The sequence below is a fragment of the Paenibacillus piscarius genome, assembly GCF_022234545.1.
In the GTDB taxonomy this organism is placed as follows: Bacteria; Bacillota; Bacilli; order Paenibacillales; family Paenibacillaceae; genus Paenibacillus_AQ; species Paenibacillus_AQ piscarius.
This window is the reverse complement of the sequence record NZ_JAIEUI010000017.1, coordinates 152,951-172,213: the sequence shown is the minus strand read 5'-3', so window position 1 is coordinate 172,213 and position 19,263 is coordinate 152,951. Positions and strand designations below refer to the sequence as shown.

General features: G+C 49.0%; 10 protein-coding genes and 1 riboswitch. Of the genes, 1 reads left to right on the top strand and 9 read right to left on the bottom strand.

Going from position 1 to position 19,263, the window contains the following annotated elements; translation table 11 throughout:
- Positions 1–59: 59 nt before the first annotated feature.
- The 9 genes from K1558_RS33105 to K1558_RS23605 all read right to left on the bottom strand — a co-directional run bounded on the left by K1558_RS33105 (position 60) and on the right by K1558_RS23605 (position 18,725).
- The gene (locus tag K1558_RS33105) at positions 60–4,436 is read right to left on the bottom strand and encodes a hypothetical protein (protein WP_238654290.1); all 4,377 of its coding nucleotides are present in this window, start codon (positions 4,434–4,436) and stop codon (positions 60–62) included.
- 26 nt (positions 4,437–4,462) lie between these two features.
- On the bottom strand, positions 4,463–5,257 hold the full coding sequence (locus tag K1558_RS23640) for a hypothetical protein (protein WP_238654288.1): 795 nt from the start codon (positions 5,255–5,257) through the stop codon (positions 4,463–4,465).
- Positions 5,258–5,271: 14 nt separating this feature from the next.
- Positions 5,272–6,210, bottom strand: coding sequence for a hypothetical protein (locus K1558_RS23635; protein ID WP_238654286.1), 939 nt, complete (start codon positions 6,208–6,210; stop codon positions 5,272–5,274).
- 22 nt (positions 6,211–6,232) lie between these two features.
- Complete coding sequence (locus tag K1558_RS23630; RefSeq protein ID WP_238654284.1) at positions 6,233–9,550, bottom strand: fibronectin type III domain-containing protein; 3,318 nt, start codon at positions 9,548–9,550, stop codon at positions 6,233–6,235.
- A gap of 24 nt (positions 9,551–9,574) precedes the next feature.
- Positions 9,575–13,693, bottom strand: coding sequence for a fibronectin type III domain-containing protein (locus K1558_RS23625; RefSeq protein WP_238654283.1), 4,119 nt, complete (start codon positions 13,691–13,693; stop codon positions 9,575–9,577).
- 61 nt (positions 13,694–13,754) lie between these two features.
- Positions 13,755–13,858, bottom strand: a riboswitch (cyclic di-GMP riboswitch).
- An 84-nt stretch (positions 13,859–13,942) separates the two neighbouring features.
- Positions 13,943–15,160, bottom strand: coding sequence for an MFS transporter (locus tag K1558_RS23620; RefSeq protein ID WP_238654281.1), 1,218 nt, complete (start codon positions 15,158–15,160; stop codon positions 13,943–13,945).
- A gap of 68 nt (positions 15,161–15,228) precedes the next feature.
- Positions 15,229–15,774: a hypothetical protein gene (locus tag K1558_RS23615; RefSeq protein WP_238654280.1), complete on the bottom strand. Its 546-nt coding sequence runs from the start codon at positions 15,772–15,774 to the stop codon at positions 15,229–15,231.
- Between the two features lie 131 nt (positions 15,775–15,905).
- A complete protein-coding gene (locus K1558_RS23610; protein WP_238654278.1) occupies positions 15,906–16,325 on the bottom strand; it encodes a DUF350 domain-containing protein in 420 nt (139 codons plus the stop codon).
- A 33-nt stretch (positions 16,326–16,358) separates the two neighbouring features.
- Positions 16,359–18,725: an endonuclease MutS2 gene (locus tag K1558_RS23605; protein WP_238654277.1), complete on the bottom strand. Its 2,367-nt coding sequence runs from the start codon at positions 18,723–18,725 to the stop codon at positions 16,359–16,361.
- Between the two features lie 152 nt (positions 18,726–18,877).
- On the opposite strand from K1558_RS23605, the gene K1558_RS23600 reads away from it, so the two are divergent.
- Complete coding sequence (locus K1558_RS23600; RefSeq protein ID WP_238654274.1) at positions 18,878–19,225, top strand: phage holin family protein; 348 nt, start codon at positions 18,878–18,880, stop codon at positions 19,223–19,225.
- Positions 19,226–19,263: the final 38 nt, after the last annotated feature.

Genomic DNA, 19,263 nt, shown 5'->3' with positions numbered 1-19,263 from the left:
TTGATCGTCTTTGTCTTCGTTTAGAGAACGACCGACTTACTGAATAATTCTAGTTCAACTTATATAGACTGGGTTACAGCTCCATTTTTCTTAGAGACGGTGAGTTGGAAGGTTTCTGATGAGAGCAATTTAGCAGCTTCATCATATTTCATAACGGTGAGCCGGTAATACGTATTGGTCTCATCCGCACGAATATATTCTTTTTTGGATACCTGGTTGCCTGCCAGATCGTATCCATAGTAATTAGACTTTCCATTCTGGTCTGTGCTTTCCAGCAATTCGCCTTGTGCTGAATAACGGAAGGACTCAGAGGTGCCGTCCGGATATTCAATTAGATATGGAGTTCCAAAAATAGTATTATAGCTCTTGGTCTGCTGTCCTGCTTTATCTGTATTAATAGTCATCCATTTGCCTGTAAGGTCGTAATCAGTCATCGTCCGAAAGCCGTCAGCATAAGTGGTTTGCTTCAGCCGGCCTCCAAGATCATAGAGATATGAAGTAGTACGGCCAAGCCCATCAGTTTCACTCAATACATTACCAGAACCATCATAGGCAAGCTGTTTGCTTACTTTACGGGAACCCAGTTGTTTATTGTCATAAGCAGCTTGGGCAGAGATAATCTCTATAGGCTTGTCAATAACATTATATTGGGATAACACACCTATAGACTGCTCTGGATGAGTGGCATTGTACCCTTCTCCGTCCACATCCTTAATAAGGTTATCCCTGCCATCATATTCCTTGTAAGCAATGACCTCACGGTTAGTCCCGTCAAAGGCAACGGTCTTAATTAACCGGTTGTCTGCATCATATTCATTTTCAATACCAGGAGCCTGTTCCATAGCAAGAGACGAGTACCTTGAATCCACCGTTTTAAGCAAATTGCCCATCGTATCATAAAGATATCGGGTTGAATTTCCCAGAGGATCAGTTGTACCGTTTGCGAAACCTAATCCATCGTAGGTATAGGAAGTTGTGTGCTCAGTTCCGTTAATTACTGCTGTCTCGGTAACCAAATTGCCGGATTTGTCATATTGATAACGACTGATTATAGATCCCTTGTCATTAAACGGCTTGGAGGAAGATACCTTGAGATTTCTATAGTTGTATGTATTCTCCTCAGTATCATAACCTGTACCATTGAAATGCCTCGTCTTCAGCAGATTGCCTTCGAGATCATATTCATTTAATGTCTTATAGGCCCCTCTTTCTACAATGGATCCATCATTCATTTTTTCTATAGAAGATCCTGTCTCTGAAGTTATATTTCCGGCAAAATCGTATTGATAATTCTGCACGATCTGCTTAACGCCAGTTGAATCTGCATACTCTATGATCTTTACTTTATTACCATTTGCATCATATTCGTTAGATGTGTGTGACCGGGTAGTGGAATCCACGCTGATGTACTGTTCAGTCACTTGGTTTAAAGAATCGTATGAATAGGAGACAATTGAGGAATCCCTGCTAACTCCTGCTGAATACAGCCCTTGCATGACTTTAATTCTGTTATTTACCCCATCATATTGGCTATTGGTATAGAAATAATCCTTGGCACCCGCTTGATAGATTTTTTGAGTGATGTTTCTGCCTAGCCCGTCGTAGATCCACTCTGTAATCTTACCGCCAGGTGCCTTCTCGGAGGCCGGTTGTTCCATCGCATTATAACCGTAATCTGTCTTGTTACCCAGAGCATCAGTGGCACTGATCTTTCGCCCCAAGGAATCATAAGTATATCGTGTAGTATGATTGCCTTCGTCAGTGTCAGTTAAGAGGTTGCCCACATAGTCATAAGTGAAGGTTGAGGCGTAATAATTCTGGCGATCCGGCGTAACCTCTTGCTTGACCAACTGATTCTCAAGATCATAATAATACCTCTTACCATAACCCTCTTCATTCGTAATCGTCATAAGCATCGGATACTGTGGAGCAGAGTTAATCTGATAATCAATTTTCACAGCACTCTTGAGTGCCTTGTCATTGTCATAGAACGATTTCTCTACAATCTGCTGATTACTGTCATAAGCGTAGCGTGTGCTGTGTCCATTACTATCAATTTCTTTAGTCAGATTGCCAAAAGCATCATATTGCAGTGTGGACAACCGCTTCCATATGCCTTGATCATTGATGCTATGGCTCAACAAATTCCCCTCAATATCATACTCATTCAGATACTTGTAATTCCCCGCGTCGGTATACTGAATCTTGAAGTTGGCATACGGGCTCTCATGATAGTCGTACTGCAGTGCCTTATTGTCCGGCCGGATATTCTTCAGTACACGGCCTACTGCGTCATACTGGTACGAAGTCTTATTGCCATTCGCGTCGATCTCACTGACGATATTGCCGGTCTGCATATCATAGGCATAGGTTTTGGCATAGGTCTTGCCATCCGCCTGCTGATATTGCTTGGTCAGGTAAGCTCCGTTGGTGTTTGTACCATTTGCGTCCATACCATACTCATAGTAAGTGGTGAAATCCTGCGAACGGTCATGGGCCGTTTTGCGGATTAGATTGCCATAGGAATCATAAGCGTAATCTGTGATCAGCCAGGGATTCGCCGGATCATTCGTAGCTCTACTCTCTTTAATTACGTTACCTTTACTATCCAGCTCATAGTTGGTCTGAGCCGTTGTATTTTCGTCCAGCTTCCAGGTCTTCTGGGTCAGAACATGAAATTTATTAATATCATAGGTATACAGTTCAGTGTGTTCATTGTTCACCGGATACCCCTTGCTGTCACGCTCTGCAATCGGTCCGGTATGACTGGTCATATTGCCGTACTCGTCATAACGGTAGTTCTCAATGGAACGGACCGATTCCCCTGTAGCCTGCCCGTTATTCACTTGATAGACAAGGGTCTCCTGCTTCTTGACCAGCTTCAGCTCATCATGCTCACTGGTCACGGTCTCTTTATGATTCTTGCCCAGCTTCTCTGTAAGGATCAGCTCCTGATTACCGTTGTATGTATATTTGACCGTGCTGCCGTTAACATCGGTGATCGTTGTGTAGTAACGATATGTGTCTTTAAGATAGGTCTTATCATCCTGCTTGTAATCTGCGGTGCCATATCCGTCAGCTTCATTGGTGTAAGTATAGGTCTTCTTGTTGTAGGTATCGGTGATGAATTTATCCAGAAAGCTGGATTTGGCCGAATCGTACCCTTTTTTGATCAAATCATTACTCTCAAAAATCTTTCTGTACTGCATACTGCCTTCATTCAGCCTTCTGGTATAGGTGTTATATACAAAGCTCTTCGCTTTATTGCTTTTCAATTCATCCACCAATACAAGATTCTCGTAACGGGAATAGGCGGAATATTTATCTTTATTGAAATAGGTGAAACCCAGATCCGGCTGCTCATACCAGAACATGTATTTCGGTTTGGCATCTGTATCATACACCCGCTGCAGCCGGGTACGTATGACATGCTTCGAGTCATTCACAAGCGCCGCTGATTTGTCATAGACAATACTTTTATCGCCCGGAAGATGGAGAATCACTTGGAATTTCCCCTTCAAATCTCCGGAATCCGTATTATTCGGGCTTTGCGATGCATTGTAATAATTGCTTGCACTTACAGGAGAGTCAATGCTGGCAGGACCTACGGTATATTTGACATCCTCTTTGTATTCAATCGTCGTGTCACGGCCCACTGAATCCGTAATCTTGGAGATCAGCTTCTTGGTAATGGAATGGCCATCCATATAATAACTCAATGATTCATACTGAAAATTAATAGTGTTGCCGTACCGGTCTACGATACCCAAGATCCGGCCATCCTCGGCGAAATAGGTGTTTTTTCCGTCCTTGCCTGTCATTACATACTTCGAGGTTCCATCCGTTTGCCCATTCTTATAAGAGGCAGCTTCACGGACTACCACATCCTTAACCGTCTGGCCCTCCGGCAAAAATACATAGGCTCCGTCCAGATTCGCTGGCTTAAGACGGTAGACATCTCCGCTCTCTGTATGCAAAAACTTATGGCTGGAGCCGTCCGAATTCTCCTTTATCTCCATATTCGGGAAGGAGAAGCGCATCCCCATTCCCAGGTTATATCTGTCTTCATAGAAGGAGGAGGTTTTGGCATACGAGAAGGCCCTGTCTACCCAGGCTCCATCTACGTAGTTTACTTCCATCTCTTGCACATTGGCCGCTTCATTCTTATAGATACGTTTAAACTCAAGATCCAGTCCGTTCTTGCCGGGCAGAACATAGTCCGTCTGAGTGATCGTCAGCGAGCCGCTCTGCGGGCTAATCTCTTCAACCGTTTCATTTGTCCGCAAATAAGCCGGTGAGAGCATAGTGTTATACTTTTGCTTAGGACCTACCAGATTATTGAGCTGATCCTGTAAAGTCTCGGCGCTTGCCGCCGGTAAGAAAAACATCATCAAGATAAAAGAAGCCAATGATATTCGCATCCATGCTTTCTTCACAAAGCTACCTCCGTCTGCCTGTTAAATTATTGCCCGTACTTTTCCGTATAACTTTGGGCCATGATTATTTCATCTGAAATCCCTTGCGCCACTTGAGTCACTACAACCTTGGCAGACTCTCCAAGCTTCTGTGCGAGGACAAAGGCATGGGTAACCTGCTGATCAGAAAGCTTGCCTTGCCCAGTATACTTACGAACTTCTTCCTCTGTTATCTGAACTCTAGGAAACGGATTTCCGCTGTACAATACCTTTTCCCGTTCAAAAACACTGCTCCAATTGCCACTTTTCAGCTTCGCATTCAGTAAATCTCCAAACAGCTTGCCGGTTACGAAAGAAAGTCTGTCGGCGATCATAATATCGTCTGAATTCGCTCCCTGCACCTGCATTAGAAGCTCTAGTTCTTCCGATTCGAAGGATCTGGGGATAAACTCCTTATGGGTCTCACGATATTGTGTGAAAAGCGTCTCCCAGGTCTTGCCTGTATTTCTGGCCTCAAGCATAGCGGTCCAATCATTCACATTACCGAAATTGTGGTATAAAAAGTCATAAGCGGTCATGACCGCAGCACGGCTATAACCGCCGGCAACCAGCTCTTCAATCTGCTTACGGTATGTCTCTTGAACACTGAATTCCTTCAGGAACTGGTCATATGTACTCCGAACCACTTCAGACTGAACAGGTCCCGAATTCGTCTCCTGACTTTCCTCAGTCTCCGCCTTAGGAGTAACGGCCACCTTGGCATAGGCAAATACTCCTGCCTGGAATACCAGAACCAGAATGATGATTAAAGCAGAAGCTTGAATGACCTTGCGTTTGTTCATTCCTCTTAACTCCTCTATTTGTAATTAGGATTCATCGCCTGAATCTCTTGTCTGACCGCTTCAGCCGGATTCTCCGGTCTTACATCCTGCACCGTAGGCGGATTAATATCCGGAATCAGTGACTCCGTGTCTTCGGTTACAATATTTCCGGGGGCATTAACCTTCTCTGCAACTTCAAGGTCGGGTGCTTCACTCGCCTGCCGCAATTGCTCCAGCATCCGCTTCTCCAGAGCGTCCAGCGTGACCATCTCGCTATCTTTGAGCGTGATCGTTTGCTGCTCTTTAGTTTCCTGATAGGTTTTGGGATCAGTGATATAGTCCTTGAGATTCAGCCCAAGCTGAAGCGACAGTAAATATTCATTCATTACGGCCTCCAGGGAACCGAACTCCTGCTGCAAGGTAAGAAGGAGAGTAACGGCCTCTCCCTCATTAAATTGCTCATTAATCGTTACGAATGCAGACTGCATGACCTCCTCCGCTGAGCCGGACGGTTCAGCGGAGGCTTCCGGTTTCTCCACCATAGACGCTGCGTTGCTGACTACTTCCTTTAACTGCTGCATGGTTCTCTCTGCCAGCATTTTGGCTTCCATAATCTCATCATCATGAAAGCCCTTCTGCCGCAATTCCTTAAGCAATTCCTCACCTAGCCCCGCCTCATGCAAAAGAGTTGAGCGTCCCAGCTTATCCTCATTATTGTTCGCCGGGAGTTGCTGCTTTAAAGTCTCCGTAATTTCATTCCAGGAAGAGCCCGATTTTTTCATTTCTAATATTTTACCTGCGGCAACTCCGCTCAGGTTCGAGAGCTCTGCGGCCGTTTGTTCATCTTGTTGCCGGGAAGACTCTTGTACCGCTGATTCTCGGCTAAGCCTTGGAAAGGTCACAATTGCAGCTTCAGCCAGCAACGCGACTATGATTGCAATGGATATATATCTGTATGTTCGCTTGCGGATCATTACCATTCTCCTTCGGTATCATTCAATCTACTGTAACTTTTACGTTGCTGTCGCCCGTTATTTTCGATTTGAACGTGAGCGTCGTAATCTCTCCAGACCAGGAGGTTCCAGGGACAACATTCTGATCCATGGAAATTGTGATTGTCCCGGGGGCATAGGTGGCAGCCAGATTAGAACCGGGAATCTTTCCATTAGCGAGATCACTGGCTGGAGTGAAATCATATAAGTCGATCAATTCAAGCTCATCGGGATTATAGGTCACTACAAACTCCAGTTCACTGAAATCCTGTACATTCTGAGCCAGCAGTGTCAGACTAGCTTCCTGATCCTTCTTCACTTTAAGAACGTAATCCGGACTGGTAGTACTCTTCTGCAGGGATGGGCTCCACGCAGTCACCCCTGTCGTATTCTTCGCTCTTACCCGGTACGTATGGGCGGTTCCTGAAGCAAGCTCGTTATGCAGATAGGTGATATTGTTGCCGACATCAATCGTCTTCCCGTCTACTTCAAGCTGGTAGCCATTAGCCCCCTCCATCTTCTCCCAACGCAATTCAATCGAGTTGTTTTGAGCGAATCCCTCTATTTTGGAAGGGGCGTCAGGCAGGTTAGGGAGTGTAGAGAGCGCCAGTACGGCCACCCAGTCTCCACGTTCAGTGCCTTGCTTCACTCTGATTTTATAGAGATGGTACTCTTCTGCTTTCAGACCGGTATGATTGTAAATGGTATCTGCACCGTTATCCAATATTTTGCCGTCCACTTCTATTTCATATCGTGCATTCGCTGCAACCGTATCCCACGACAGGGTAATCGACTTGTTTGTCACTACTGCTACTACATTGGTTAGGGATTCTGTGTTTATTCCTGCAGGCATGGTAGTCATGGTTACCGGTTTGGACCATTCGCTGGTCCCGCTAATATTTGCGGCTCTGATTCTATAGGTATGCTTGGAATCTGCAGCAAGCTGGTCATGCACGAACACGTTATCCTTTACCGTGATTATAGTCCCGCCATCCACTTCAATATCGTAGCTATCCGTATGAGGAACATTGTGCCATGATGCTGTAATCTGTCCTTCATCCGCTGTAGTCATGATGTTCGTGGGTACATCCGGTATTTCCGGGTGGGTAGTTACATCCAGAGGAGAGCTCCACTTACTTTTGCCTCCTATGTTAACAGCGCGAATTCGGTAAGTATGACCGCTCAGCGCCTCTAATCCTTCATGCGTATAACTGGTCATCTGCTTGTTATAGATAATTAGCCCGTCCACTTCAATCTCGTAGCCGCTGGCCCGGTCCATCTCCTCCCAGTTCACAGTTACCGTATGAATATCCTGCACTGCAGATATCTTCGTGGGGGTCTCTGGCGGATTAGGCCAGGTCTGCTGCACAGCGGGTGCGCTCCATTCACTCACCCCTCCTGCGTTACCGGCTCGCACACGATACGTATGCTCTGTGGAGGCTTCCAGATCTTTGTGCGTGAAGGAGTTAAGCTTTCCATTGTCCGTCACAACTCCGTCTGCCTCTACTTCATACCGTGTGGCTTGAGGAACCAGATCCCAAGTTAATGAAACGAATTTCTGCGAAGGGACAGTTAATAGATTGAGTGGTGAAGCCGGCGGTTCAGGCAGTGTCATCTGAGTAAAAGCCTGACTCCAGCTACCCGCACCTCCCGGATTAATAATTCTAACTCTGTAGGTGTGCTGAGTATTCGGCAATAATCCATTGTGCGTATATGAGGTGGAAGTTCCATTATTGATAATTGTTCCCCCCGCCTCTACCTCATAAGCTAACGCACCTGCTGATGGCGGCCATGATAGCTTAATCCATTGCTGTGAAGCTTCCGCAGTCATTCCTTCAGGTGCAGCGGCTAATGTAGTTCCGGTTGCCGGACCTCCCAATGCTGTCTCCAGCCCTTCATTATTCCTTGCCTTCACCTGGAAGGAGTACGAGGTATTGGCTGTTAATCCGTTAATCACTACAGCCTTGCCAGACGGGGTAACCCATACAGGTGAAGAGGTGAGCGTACCGGATGAATTAACATAAGCAGTACCCGTCTGAATTAAATATTGGGTTGAAGCGGCATTCTGATCATGAAGCTGCATCAATAGCGAGGTTTCACCATTTTGCTGAACAGATAGTGATGGAACCTGCGCTCTCGTATAGACATTCTGCTCATGAACAGCGATATTCCCCACTGTATCTCTCGCTTCAATCTTCGTGTAAAATGCGGTATTGGAGGTTAATCCTGTTGCCGTAAAGCTTGGATTTGTGGTCCAGCCGCTCGACTGGCTTCCCACTGTATAACGATAAGGAACGTTATCCAGCCCAGATATAGCATCTGCCGCGGTTCCCGATACTTGAACCTGAGAGTCGGAAGAAATGATATTGACATTTCCAATTACAGGTGGTGATTTATCTACAACAATGGTAACCGAATTCTGGGTGGTGGCTTTTCCGTCGCTGGCAGTAAAGCGGATGGTATGGCTGCCTTCCGATAAAGCTGCTATGTTCAACGGGTTAAAAGATACATTTTGAGTGGTAGCTGTATTCGTTATCGTCTTACTTTCCCTTGCTGCTGCCTCTGAGTCCATATAGTATTTCAGCTCAAGCGCATCACCGTTAGAATCTGTTACCCCTATCACAGGGACGAACAGAGAGCTTGGACCGAGCTGCTGGCCGTTCGGTGTTGGTATGGTAATCGTAGGGGCCGCATTGGAGGTAAGGTTCTTCTCCGGGAGATACTCAGAGAGTGAGTTTCTCCAGCCATTAGAAGGCTCATTTGGCCTATGGTTATTATCCCCTGCATATACCCCAATGCTGATCTTTGTTGGAATTCCACCAGTCAGTTCTCCCCCATGCTGCGCAACAAAATCACTTGCATTAGATATGAATGTGTTGCTGGTAGTGAAATTCCAATCCAAATTTTCTACACTTGTATGTGTATAGTAGTCTGCACTTGAACTATTGCCCGAATTACTCGCATAAACAGCTATGTCCAAGTATCTTGTACGTTGATATCCATTGTCCCAACGGGTTCTTGAGCCTGAGGTCATAACGGCTGCATGGTCCAAGGCGATGTCGTAGATCATTTGTCTTGTTGATAGATCAAAGCGAATATTCTTGAGCGTAATTCCCGGCATGTCCAACGTGATTTCTGCAATATTACCCATGTCTGACACATATTCAGCCGTTTTCCTGAACCCATCAAAGTGAAGATCGGCAAAGCTGATAATATTAGACTCCCCTGCTGCTTTAACCGGTGTCCCGCCTGGAAATAGAATCAACGTAACCATTACAAAAACACATAAAATAGATGTCCATTTTCTTAGCATATCTTTCATAGTTCCTCTCCTACCACCTTGAATCTATTCTATGGTATAGGTTACTTTAGTAAATTGATTCGTCTTCGCATTGAAGATAATTGTGTTCATCGCAGCTTTATTGCTCATCAGTACACTGAAGACAATCTTTCCCGGTTCAAACTGGATGACATTTACTGGTGTGCCTGCAATACTGCCAGTTCCAAGCTCCATGTCCGGAGTCTCTGCCCGCAGATCCATGACCTCAAGATCATTGGCATTATAGGTGACCGTAACTCTGCGCTCGGATTTGTCACTCTTATAAGGGATAATCATTACAAAGTTGAGCTGAGTATCTTTTTCCGGCTTGATCGTTACTGCAGGAGTTGTTGTTTTCTTCAAAAGCTCTGACCAGTCGCTGGTCGCTCCTGCATTCTTAGCCCGAACGCGATAAGCGTGCATTGTATTGGGCTCAAGTCCGCTGTGTGTGTATTCGAGCTGATTGGAATTCGAAATGACTTGTCCATCTACTTCCACATCATAGCTGGATGCGCCATTCGCGGAATCCCAGGCAAGCTGAACGGAGTTCACCGTCACTTCGCCTCTAAGATTCTTCGGCACCTCTGGTGCGGTGACACCAGTAACAATCGTCGTCCACTCACTCCAATCGCTGACGGCCTGAGTGTTCTTGGCCCGTATCCGGTAACTGTGCTTAGTGTTTGGCAACAATCCGGTGTGTGTAAAAGTAACCTTGCTGCCATTGTCTATAACTGTGCCGTCCGCTTCAATTTCATAGCCGGTAGCGCCAGTAACAGAATCCCAGGATAAGAGAATTTGATTGCTTTTGGTTACTGTCTTTACATTTCCCGGAATACCGAGCACTGTTGAAATCGTCAGAGGTTCGCTCCATTCTCCAAGGAAGCTGCCATGCTTAGCCCGAACCCGGTAATTATGCCAGGAATAGGGTTCTAATCCGGTATGCTTATAGGATAATGATTCTTCATTACTCAGAACTTCGCCATCCACCAGAACATCGTAGCCAGTCGCATTCTCAACCTTATCCCATGTAAGCTCAATACTTGTATTCTTGGCTAATGCCTTCAGATTAGAGGGTTTGCCAAAGGTAGTGGTTGCTGATACGTATCCGCTCCATTCGGCTGATCCTGCCGCATTAACTGCTCTTACTCTATATTTGTGCGTAGAGAAGGGCGCCAGCTTCTTATGGATGTAGCTGTTATCCGCGACATTGCGAATTGTTGTCCCATCCAACTCAATATCGTAGCTTAACGCACCCACAACGATATCCCAAGTTATGGTAATTTCGTTGCTGTTAGCTAACGTCTGAATATTATTAGGAACTCCCGCATGAGTGGAATAAACCATCGTTTTCGTCCAGCTTCCGACTCGATTCTCATTCTTGGCCCGCACCCTGTAGGTATGCTCTGAATTCAACGGAAGCTGTGAATGTGTGAATTCGAGCTTCAATTCATTATCCAGCACTTCACTATCTACCTCGATGTCATATCCTGTGGCCCCGGCCACTTGATCCCAGGTCACATGAACAGAGTTTCCTTCCACTTGCGCTGCAAGGTTCTGAGGAACTCCAGGCGCAGTATACACTGTAATGGGCTCGCTCCATTCACTGATTCCATCATCGTTCTTAGCCCGTACACGATAACTGTGCTTGCTGTTAGATTGCAGGTTGTCATGTATATACGAATTATCCATGATGTTATTACTAATGGTTCCGTCTATCTCCAAGTCATAGGAGGCGGCTCCTGATACAGCATCCCAGTGCAGATGAACAGACTGCTCATCTGCCGTTCCCTGCAGCTTGGAAGGGACTCCAACCAGAGTAGTCTTCGTAACCACTTCGCTCCATGCTCCTGCTCCGCTGCTGTTCACCGCCCGGATACGGAATACTTTGGGCATGTTAGGATTCAGATCATTCTCCTGGTAAGTCAGCACCGGTCCTATATTCTTCGTGCTGTTATTAACCTCTATTTCATAACTGGTTGCCCCGGTTACCGGCTCCCATACGAGAGTAATGGTATGGCTTGTTGCATTCAATTGAATATTCAAGGGAGCCGCAGGCAAGGTCCAGTAAGACGAGGCTGTTGACCACTCCCCCTTGATGTCACCACTGATGGCCCGCATCCGGTAGAAATGCTCAGTTCCCGGACTAAGTCCCTCCTTGACAAAACCAGGTTCACTGCCAAGAACGGTGACTTCCTTATCAAATTCCACCTCATAGCCGTCCGCATTGAACAAAGAAGGCCAGTTCAGTGTAATGGCTGAGTCGGTTGCGCTTGCATGTACTGCGGGTATAGAAAAAGGTCTTAAAGATACAGAGGGAACCACTTCACGAAGCTGCTGCTCGCTCTCCCACAATAAGCTGGCCTGAGGATTCCCCATATCATTCGCGTATTCCATCTTCAGGTCATATTTTTTGCCGGCTTCGAGCATGGCGGTTCCTTGCTCCACATGCTGCTTCGCTGTCCAGGCATCGACCAGGAGCTGATCATTCACCCAAAGTCTGACTCCGCCTGACGTTCTAACCGAGAAAGTATATTGGTCTGTATAGTTAGGTTGAATCTGCCCTGTCCATCTTACGGAGAAGCGCTGGTCCGCTATTCCCGGCACACCCAGGAGAGGCTGCCCTGATAGAGAGATAGAATCATCAACCTTCACTGCCTTCTTGCCCGTAAAATCATTATTGCTGTAGTACTCAGCCTTTAGGCCTGATAAAACATACTTTAATAATGTATGTCCCTGTGCTTCATTCCCGGTGTGGATAATAGGTCTTTGGTTAGAAATGACATTACCGCCTACGGCAAATAACCCGCCAGTGGTAATACTCAGATGATTATTCACACTTACATTGTCCCGGACGAACAGATCTCCCTGGGTTACATTCAGTTCTGCTTTTGAATTATTGGAGACCACTTCTCCTACCGACATTTCCTCATCAACATTCATAGTTACCAGAGTATTGATGTTCATGTTGCCCTGTACTAATACCCGTTTCGCCGATAGATCGAGAGAGCCATTGTTGTAAACCAAAGAACCGGCAAACAGCTCATTATCTACATGTACATTGGAATTATTATTTAGATGCACGGTCCCCTGGACCCATAGATTACCAAGCTTCTCATCCTGTGCAAGGTTGATCACATTAATATCTAACTCCGTATTTGCATTCAATCCTCCGTGGAGGATCAACGATCCGTACACTGTCAGATTCAGATTCCGGTTCGTATTGATGCCATCTGCGATTAAGATGACCGGCTGTTCTTCACTGCCGAAGGTTACACTTGATTCTAGATTCAACTGTCCTACTGCTATCACTGCAGGCTTGTTGCCGATGGAGCGGATAGAGCTTTGAATCGTTTCAATATCAGCATTTCTTATTGCCACTGCATTTTTGCTATGCTGCTGTATTTGTTGTCCGATGGATTCTATTTGTTCACGGATATGCCGGGAGATCTCTCCCTGCAGGCCATTCACCTTAATAAACGGCGGAGCGTTATGTACATTGGTCATATTTCCAGACAGAAGAACTTTGTCTCCAACAACCTTATTGGGTTCAAAAGGAAGGCGGATTTGAGGCGGCAATAACGTGGGGGTATATGTATTCACCAATGAAATATCAATGCGGTTTAGAGCAGTCTCTATGCCGGGACCACTCAGTTGACTTAATGTTAGTCTTCCATCTTCGACAGCGACCTTTTTCTTGATTGTTCTATGCTCCCCGGCTTCAAGTGACAGACCCTCCATAACGTTGATATTCTCTAGTGCAAGGGAATTGTTGCTGCTATAAACAGAGTCTCCTACGGTTACCGAGACCTCATATGTACCATTGTCTAGTAGAATCTCCCATTTCCCATCCGGATGGATTCGTGTCAGGCTGCTCATGCCCGAATTGTCGTATGTATCTCTTGAGACTGTAGTATCGGTATGGTCCATGTTCCAGCCGTAAGAGTAATTGCCTCTTTCACCAAAAGTGGCTCCAAAGTCTGCAAGCTCCCCGTCCTGGACAGAGACTTCTTCAGGCTGGAAGCGGATTTTGATCATACTGTCCTGTGCAGATATCTCCATTCCGGAGAAACCCACAAAAGGTGTGAGAAATTGGGCCAAAATAATGAAACACAATACTTTACTTATAAACCTTTTCCTATTTGCCATAAAAGACCTCCGCTCAATAAAATGAATTCACGCAAAAAATGGGCGCAAAAAAACCACCGGAAAGAGCGGCCCGGCTGCCAGTCACAGAGTGTTGTTTTCCCGCACTGTGGTTAAGGCCCGTGGCTTTGCGTCCCTGGCTTTCGTCCAGGTTTGCCTTTTTAGTTCTAATGGTTCATTCATAATAATCCGTTTGAAATTCTCTTCAATTACAATCTATACTCACCTTGGCAATAATACCCTATATTTGAATCATATAATATTGTTATTTTTGTGAACGTTATACTCCAGCACCCGCCTCAACACCACCCAGCTCCCAACCGGCGCTGCACCCAGCACCAGAACGAGCAGCGTGATGGTACGCAGAGACTGGCTCTGCGACAGCACGGCGATGAAGATCAGCAGGCCAAGGAGGCGGCCGCTCATCAGGCTGAGCTCCCGGAGCACCATCAGCTCGACGCGCTTGCCGGCGCTCTCCTCGGAGACGCCCATCAGATCAAAGGTGGTGGAGAGCATCGGCAGCATATAGAGCGGGATACACAGCGAGGTGCCAATGCCCATCACCAGCAAGGTAGTATAATTGACCTTCCACAGCAGGGAAAGGACGAAACCGGTCAGCAGCAGGCTGCCAGCCAGCATGCTGCGGCGGCGGGCGCGGGGCTTGTACCATTTGCCTGCTGCGTAATAGCTGATTAGGGAGACGGCTGAGGTAATCAGCGCGTATTGCCCCAGCTTACTCTCCTGCTGCGCGGCAATGTAGACAAGCAGCCCGAGCAGGAAGGAGAACACGCCCTCGCGGATGCCCTGGAACATCAGCGCCGCCGCGGCGGGTCTCCACGGGCTGCCCTTGCGGCGCAGCTCGTTCCAGGGCTCCAGCCACAGGTAGGCCCCGCCGCGCGGACGCTGCTGGAGGCCGAAGCTAAGAAGCGCTGCAGCGCCGTAGATACAGAGCGACAGGATGAAGACGATCCGGTACCCCCGGTCGCCGTGCCAGAAGGAGATCAACCAGCCTGAGACCCATGGGCCGACGATGCCCGTCAAGGAACCAAGCAGCCCCATCCAGCCATTGAAGAAATCCCGGTTCGCGGCATCCGTGATCTCGAAGAACACAATATTGAAGGCTAGCCAGTATAACCCGATCGAAAGGCCAAGAATCCCGCCCAGCGGCCAGATGTAATGAACCGCATCGCCCCGCAGCCACAGCACCAGCAAATAAAAAAAGCCCGATACGGCAATTCCCAGCCGCAGGGCATTCATTTTGTTATGCTCTTTCACCCATTTGCCGCCCAGCCAGAAGCTTAAGCCTACGGCAATCTGCTGTGCCACCGTAAACCAGCCGAGCATGGCGAAGTTCTGGCGGCTTTTCCACAGGTATACATTCAGGAACGTCCCCGCAAGCACCGTAGCCAGCAGATAGAGCCCGCCTACGGCCAGCAGCAGCGCCGCCTGTCTCCGAACTGAACTTGTCATGCGAATCCTCCCTGCCGGTTACTCATCTCTAACTAAGATGTCCAACCGGCAGGGAAATCATGAATCAATTATTTGGCCGGCTTGCTCAGATTACGCACAAGCTGGATACGGTCTTCCTGGGCCAGGCTGTGCTGCACATGGAAGCAGGAAGGGCAAACGAACAGATTAAGCGCGAACGGTGCCCTCAGGACGGAGCCGCCGCCCAGCGCTTCCGGTGCTGCCGGGGTGAACCCCTCCACCTGCTGCGTTCCGGAATGGAGCATAAGTTCATGGCATTGCGGACATTCCGGTGCTTCAAGCTGTGCTGCCAGAATCTCCGAGACGCTCTGCTCGTAACGCTTCAGGTCATAATCGTCACCGAACTGGACCAGCGTATTGAAGATCGGCACGACACCTTCCTTATCCTCGTCATCCCACAGATGGTCATCGCTCACCACATCATCTGCGGAGCTCTCCTCTGCTTCCGGCTCTTCATCCTCCAGATCCTCGGCTCCAATCGTTACCGTGCGGTAACCGCTAAGCTCATTGTTGCAATGAGGACAAGTCTCCTCCGGGCCGAACTCCTCGTCCCATACGATCTCGGTATGGCACCATGGGCATACTGTTGTTTCCATCTGTCACTATCTCCTTCGTCTTTCACATTCGGTTCAATTCACAGTTAAATAGATGATGCCGGCCGCCAGAAAAGCCAGAGCGGACAAGAACAGAATCCGTACCAATAGCTTCATAAGCTCCGCTCCCCCTTCTAGAATATAGAAGCACCGATCACATAGGACAGAGAGACGGAGATCAGCAGCGCGATCAGTCCCACCGCCCGGTTATCTGCAGCAATCTCGTCATCAATCGAGAAGACCGGAGTCATAAATTCAAACAGGAAGTAAGCCAGCAAGAGCAGCAGGAAGCCTACAAGCGACCATTTCATGGTCTCATAGATCGACGCCCCTGCTTCGATGCTGAAGCGCAGGATGTTGCAGATTCCGAAGATTTTGCCTCCGGTCGCCATCGCTACAGCCACGTTCCCCTTACGGATTTCTTCCCAGCATTTGTATTTCGTCACCATTTCAAAGAAAGACAGGAAGACGACAAGGCCCACAGTGGCCACCGTAAAATAACCGAGCAGCGCGCCCAGCGGAGTTTCCAGCAAATGATCTATATTATCCTGCATACTTCTCCCTCTTTCTGCCGGAATGTAAGGCTGCTACTCCAGTTCAGCCACGGTAACCCCTGCGCCGCCTTCATTGTAATTCCCGAGCCGGTAGCTTTTGACATGCTTATGCTTGCGCAGATATTCCTGTATCCCGGTCCGCAGAACGCCCGTCCCCTTGCCGTGGATAATCGAGATCTGCCCTAGATTACCAAGGAAGGCTTCGTCGATGAAGCGGTCCGTCTCCATAATGGCTTCCTCCAGGTTCGCCCCCCGCAGATCAAGCTCGCTGCGGATGCTCTCATCGCGCGTACGCTTGACGGTTGTGGCCCGGCGTAGCGCCGGCGGCGGATTATCCGGGGCAGAGGCGACGAACTCCAGATCGCTCAGGTTCACCTTCATCTTCATGATGCCGAACTGTACAACCGCTTCCTTCGCGCCGCTCAGCTCAACCACGAAGCCCTTCTGATTCACGTTCGCTACCTTGACTTCGTCCCCAGGCTGAATCTTGCGCGGCGCCTTGGAGGTGCTGCGCGGTACCGCCTTCTTACGCGGAGCAGGCTCCGCCTCATCCAGACGCCGCCGCGCCTCGATCAGCTTATGCTCCTTGACAGAGGCCCCTTCCTCCATCGCCAGACGGCGGAGGTCGCTGATAATCTCCTCGGCTTCCTTGCGCGCCTTGGCGAGAATATCGCTGGCATCCTTCTCGGCCTTCTCCAGGCGCTTGTCGCGCTGGCTCTCCAGCTTCTCCAGCTCCAGCTGCTGCCGCTTGCGGAATTCCTCCGCCTCGCGGCGGACCGCTTCCGCCCGTTCGCGCTCATTCTCGGCGGTCAGGCGGTTCTCTTCGAGGGACGCAATCATATGCTCTACGCGCAGATCCTCTTCCTTGACCTCGCCGCGTGCATGTTCCAGAATCGCACTTGGCATCCCGAGCCGCTCGGCAATCGCGAACGCATTGCTTCGTCCCGGCACACCAACCAGCAGCCGGTACGTCGGACTCAGACTCTGTACATCGAATTCCATGCTGGCATTGATTACACCTGCGCGTTCATAGGCATAAGCCTTGAGTTCGCTGTAGTGGGTCGTTGCCACCATCCGCGATTCAGTACGGTGGATATGCTCCAGAATGGCAATAGCCAGCGCGGAGCCTTCCGCCGGGTCTGTCCCTGCGCCCACTTCATCAAGCAGAATGAGGCTCTTCGGAGTCATCCGCTTCAGAATGGAGATAATATTGGTCATATGGCTGGAGAAGGTACTGAGACTCTGTTCAATACTCTGCTCATCGCCAATATCTGCATAGATGGCATCGAAGACACAGAGCTGGCTGCCTTCCTCTGCCGGAATGAATAAGCCTGACATCGCCATCAGGCTGAGCAGGCCGATCGTCTTCAGCGTAACCGTCTTACCGCCTGTATTGGGGCCGGTCACGATGATTGAGCTATACTGGTTGCCCAGCTCCACATCCAGCGGCACGACCTGCTCGGCCGGAATGAGCGGATGGCGGCCCTTGCGCAGCCGCAGATAGCCGCGGTCATTCATGCGCGGCTGGATCGCCTTCATGCTGCGCGCCAGACGCGCCTTAGCGAAGATGAAGTCCAGGTCACCCAGGATGTCGATGTCATAGGTCATCTCCTCGGCAATGTCGCCGACAAGTGCAGTCAGACGGTGGAGAATAATCTCGATCTCCCGCTCCTCGCGCAGCCGGGTCTCCCGCAGCTTGTTGTTCATCGCCACAATCGATTCCGGCTCAATGAACAGCGTCGCCCCCGAACCGGACTGATCGTGTACGATACCGCCGAAGTGGGCGCGGTACTCCGCCTTAACCGGGATGACGAACCGGTCCCCGCGGATGGTAACCAGCTGATCCTGCAGCATCTTCGACACCGAAGACGAGCGGATCATCGAATCCAGCTTCTCGCGGATCCGGGTCTCGCCGCCGCGCAGCTCGCGGCGGATATTCGCCAGCTCCGGGCTGGCCGAATCCATAATATCAGCATTCTCATCAATACATTGGCGGATTGCATCCTCCACCGGCTTCTGCTCGGACAGCAGATCGCTCTGCGCATACAGCATCGGAATATTCTCATCCTCATGCATGGCATTCAGGAACCGCTTCACCCGGCGGGCTCCGCCGATCGTGTTCCCGACAGCGAGCAGCTCCGTGGTTCCGAGCATTCCGCCGATCTGGGCACGCTTGAGCGCAGGCCGGATATCGGTCACGCCGCCGAATGAAGGAATCCCCTTCAGCCGGTCCACGTTCACCGCTTCATCTGTCGCCTGCAGCAGCAGCTTCACTCCCTCGAAATCACCGGAAGGCGTAAGCGCTTCAGCCCTGAGCCGTCCCATCGGCGTCTGCGTATACTGCATCAATGTATTTAAAATCTTGCGATATTCAAGCGTATGCAAAATTTTGTCGTCCAATTACCGTCACAGCTCCCTTCATAGATGGAACCATTATACCTAATTTAGCCCATTTTCGCTATTTGGGTATGATTTCTGGGCATAATAAAGTGTATAAGGGCCACAATAACAACGCACATATCCTTAAGCGAACGCCAAAGGAGGTTAGTTCATTGAGATTCTTAGGTCATGTGGTTCGTTTCGTAGTGGCAGCAATCGTGCTGATGGTGGTGGGCTGGATCGTCCCGCAGTTCACAGTCGGGGGCTTCTGGAGTGCCTTCATGCTTGCGCTGGTGATCGCTCTGCTCGGCTGGGTGGTTGAAGGGATTTTCGGCAAAAAAACAACGCCCTTCGGACGAGGAATCGTCGGCTTCCTGGTCAGCGCCCTGGTCATCTGGATTGCCCAGTTCATCGTCAGCGGTGTCAGTGTCTCGATTCTCGGCGCTCTGCTTGCCGCCTTGGTCATCGGTATTATTGACCTCTTCCTTCCGGTCTCCACACCGTTCGAAGCGGGCAAATAGGCAAGCGGACAAACGAAACCCCCAAGCTCCCGGATTCA

Coding starts and splice junctions, on each gene's coding strand:
- K1558_RS23620 (WP_238654281.1), bottom strand. CDS start 15,160: ATGACAAGTTCAGTTCGGAGACAGGCGGCGCTGCTGCTGGCCGTAGGC.
- K1558_RS23640 (WP_238654288.1), bottom strand. CDS start 5,257: ATGAACAAACGCAAGGTCATTCAAGCTTCTGCTTTAATCATCATTCTG.
- K1558_RS23625 (WP_238654283.1), bottom strand. CDS start 13,693: ATGGCAAATAGGAAAAGGTTTATAAGTAAAGTATTGTGTTTCATTATT.
- K1558_RS23630 (WP_238654284.1), bottom strand. CDS start 9,550: ATGAAAGATATGCTAAGAAAATGGACATCTATTTTATGTGTTTTTGTA.
- K1558_RS23615 (WP_238654280.1), bottom strand. CDS start 15,774: ATGGAAACAACAGTATGCCCATGGTGCCATACCGAGATCGTATGGGAC.
- K1558_RS23635 (WP_238654286.1), bottom strand. CDS start 6,210: ATGATCCGCAAGCGAACATACAGATATATATCCATTGCAATCATAGTC.
- K1558_RS23610 (WP_238654278.1), bottom strand. CDS start 16,325: ATGCAGGATAATATAGATCATTTGCTGGAAACTCCGCTGGGCGCGCTG.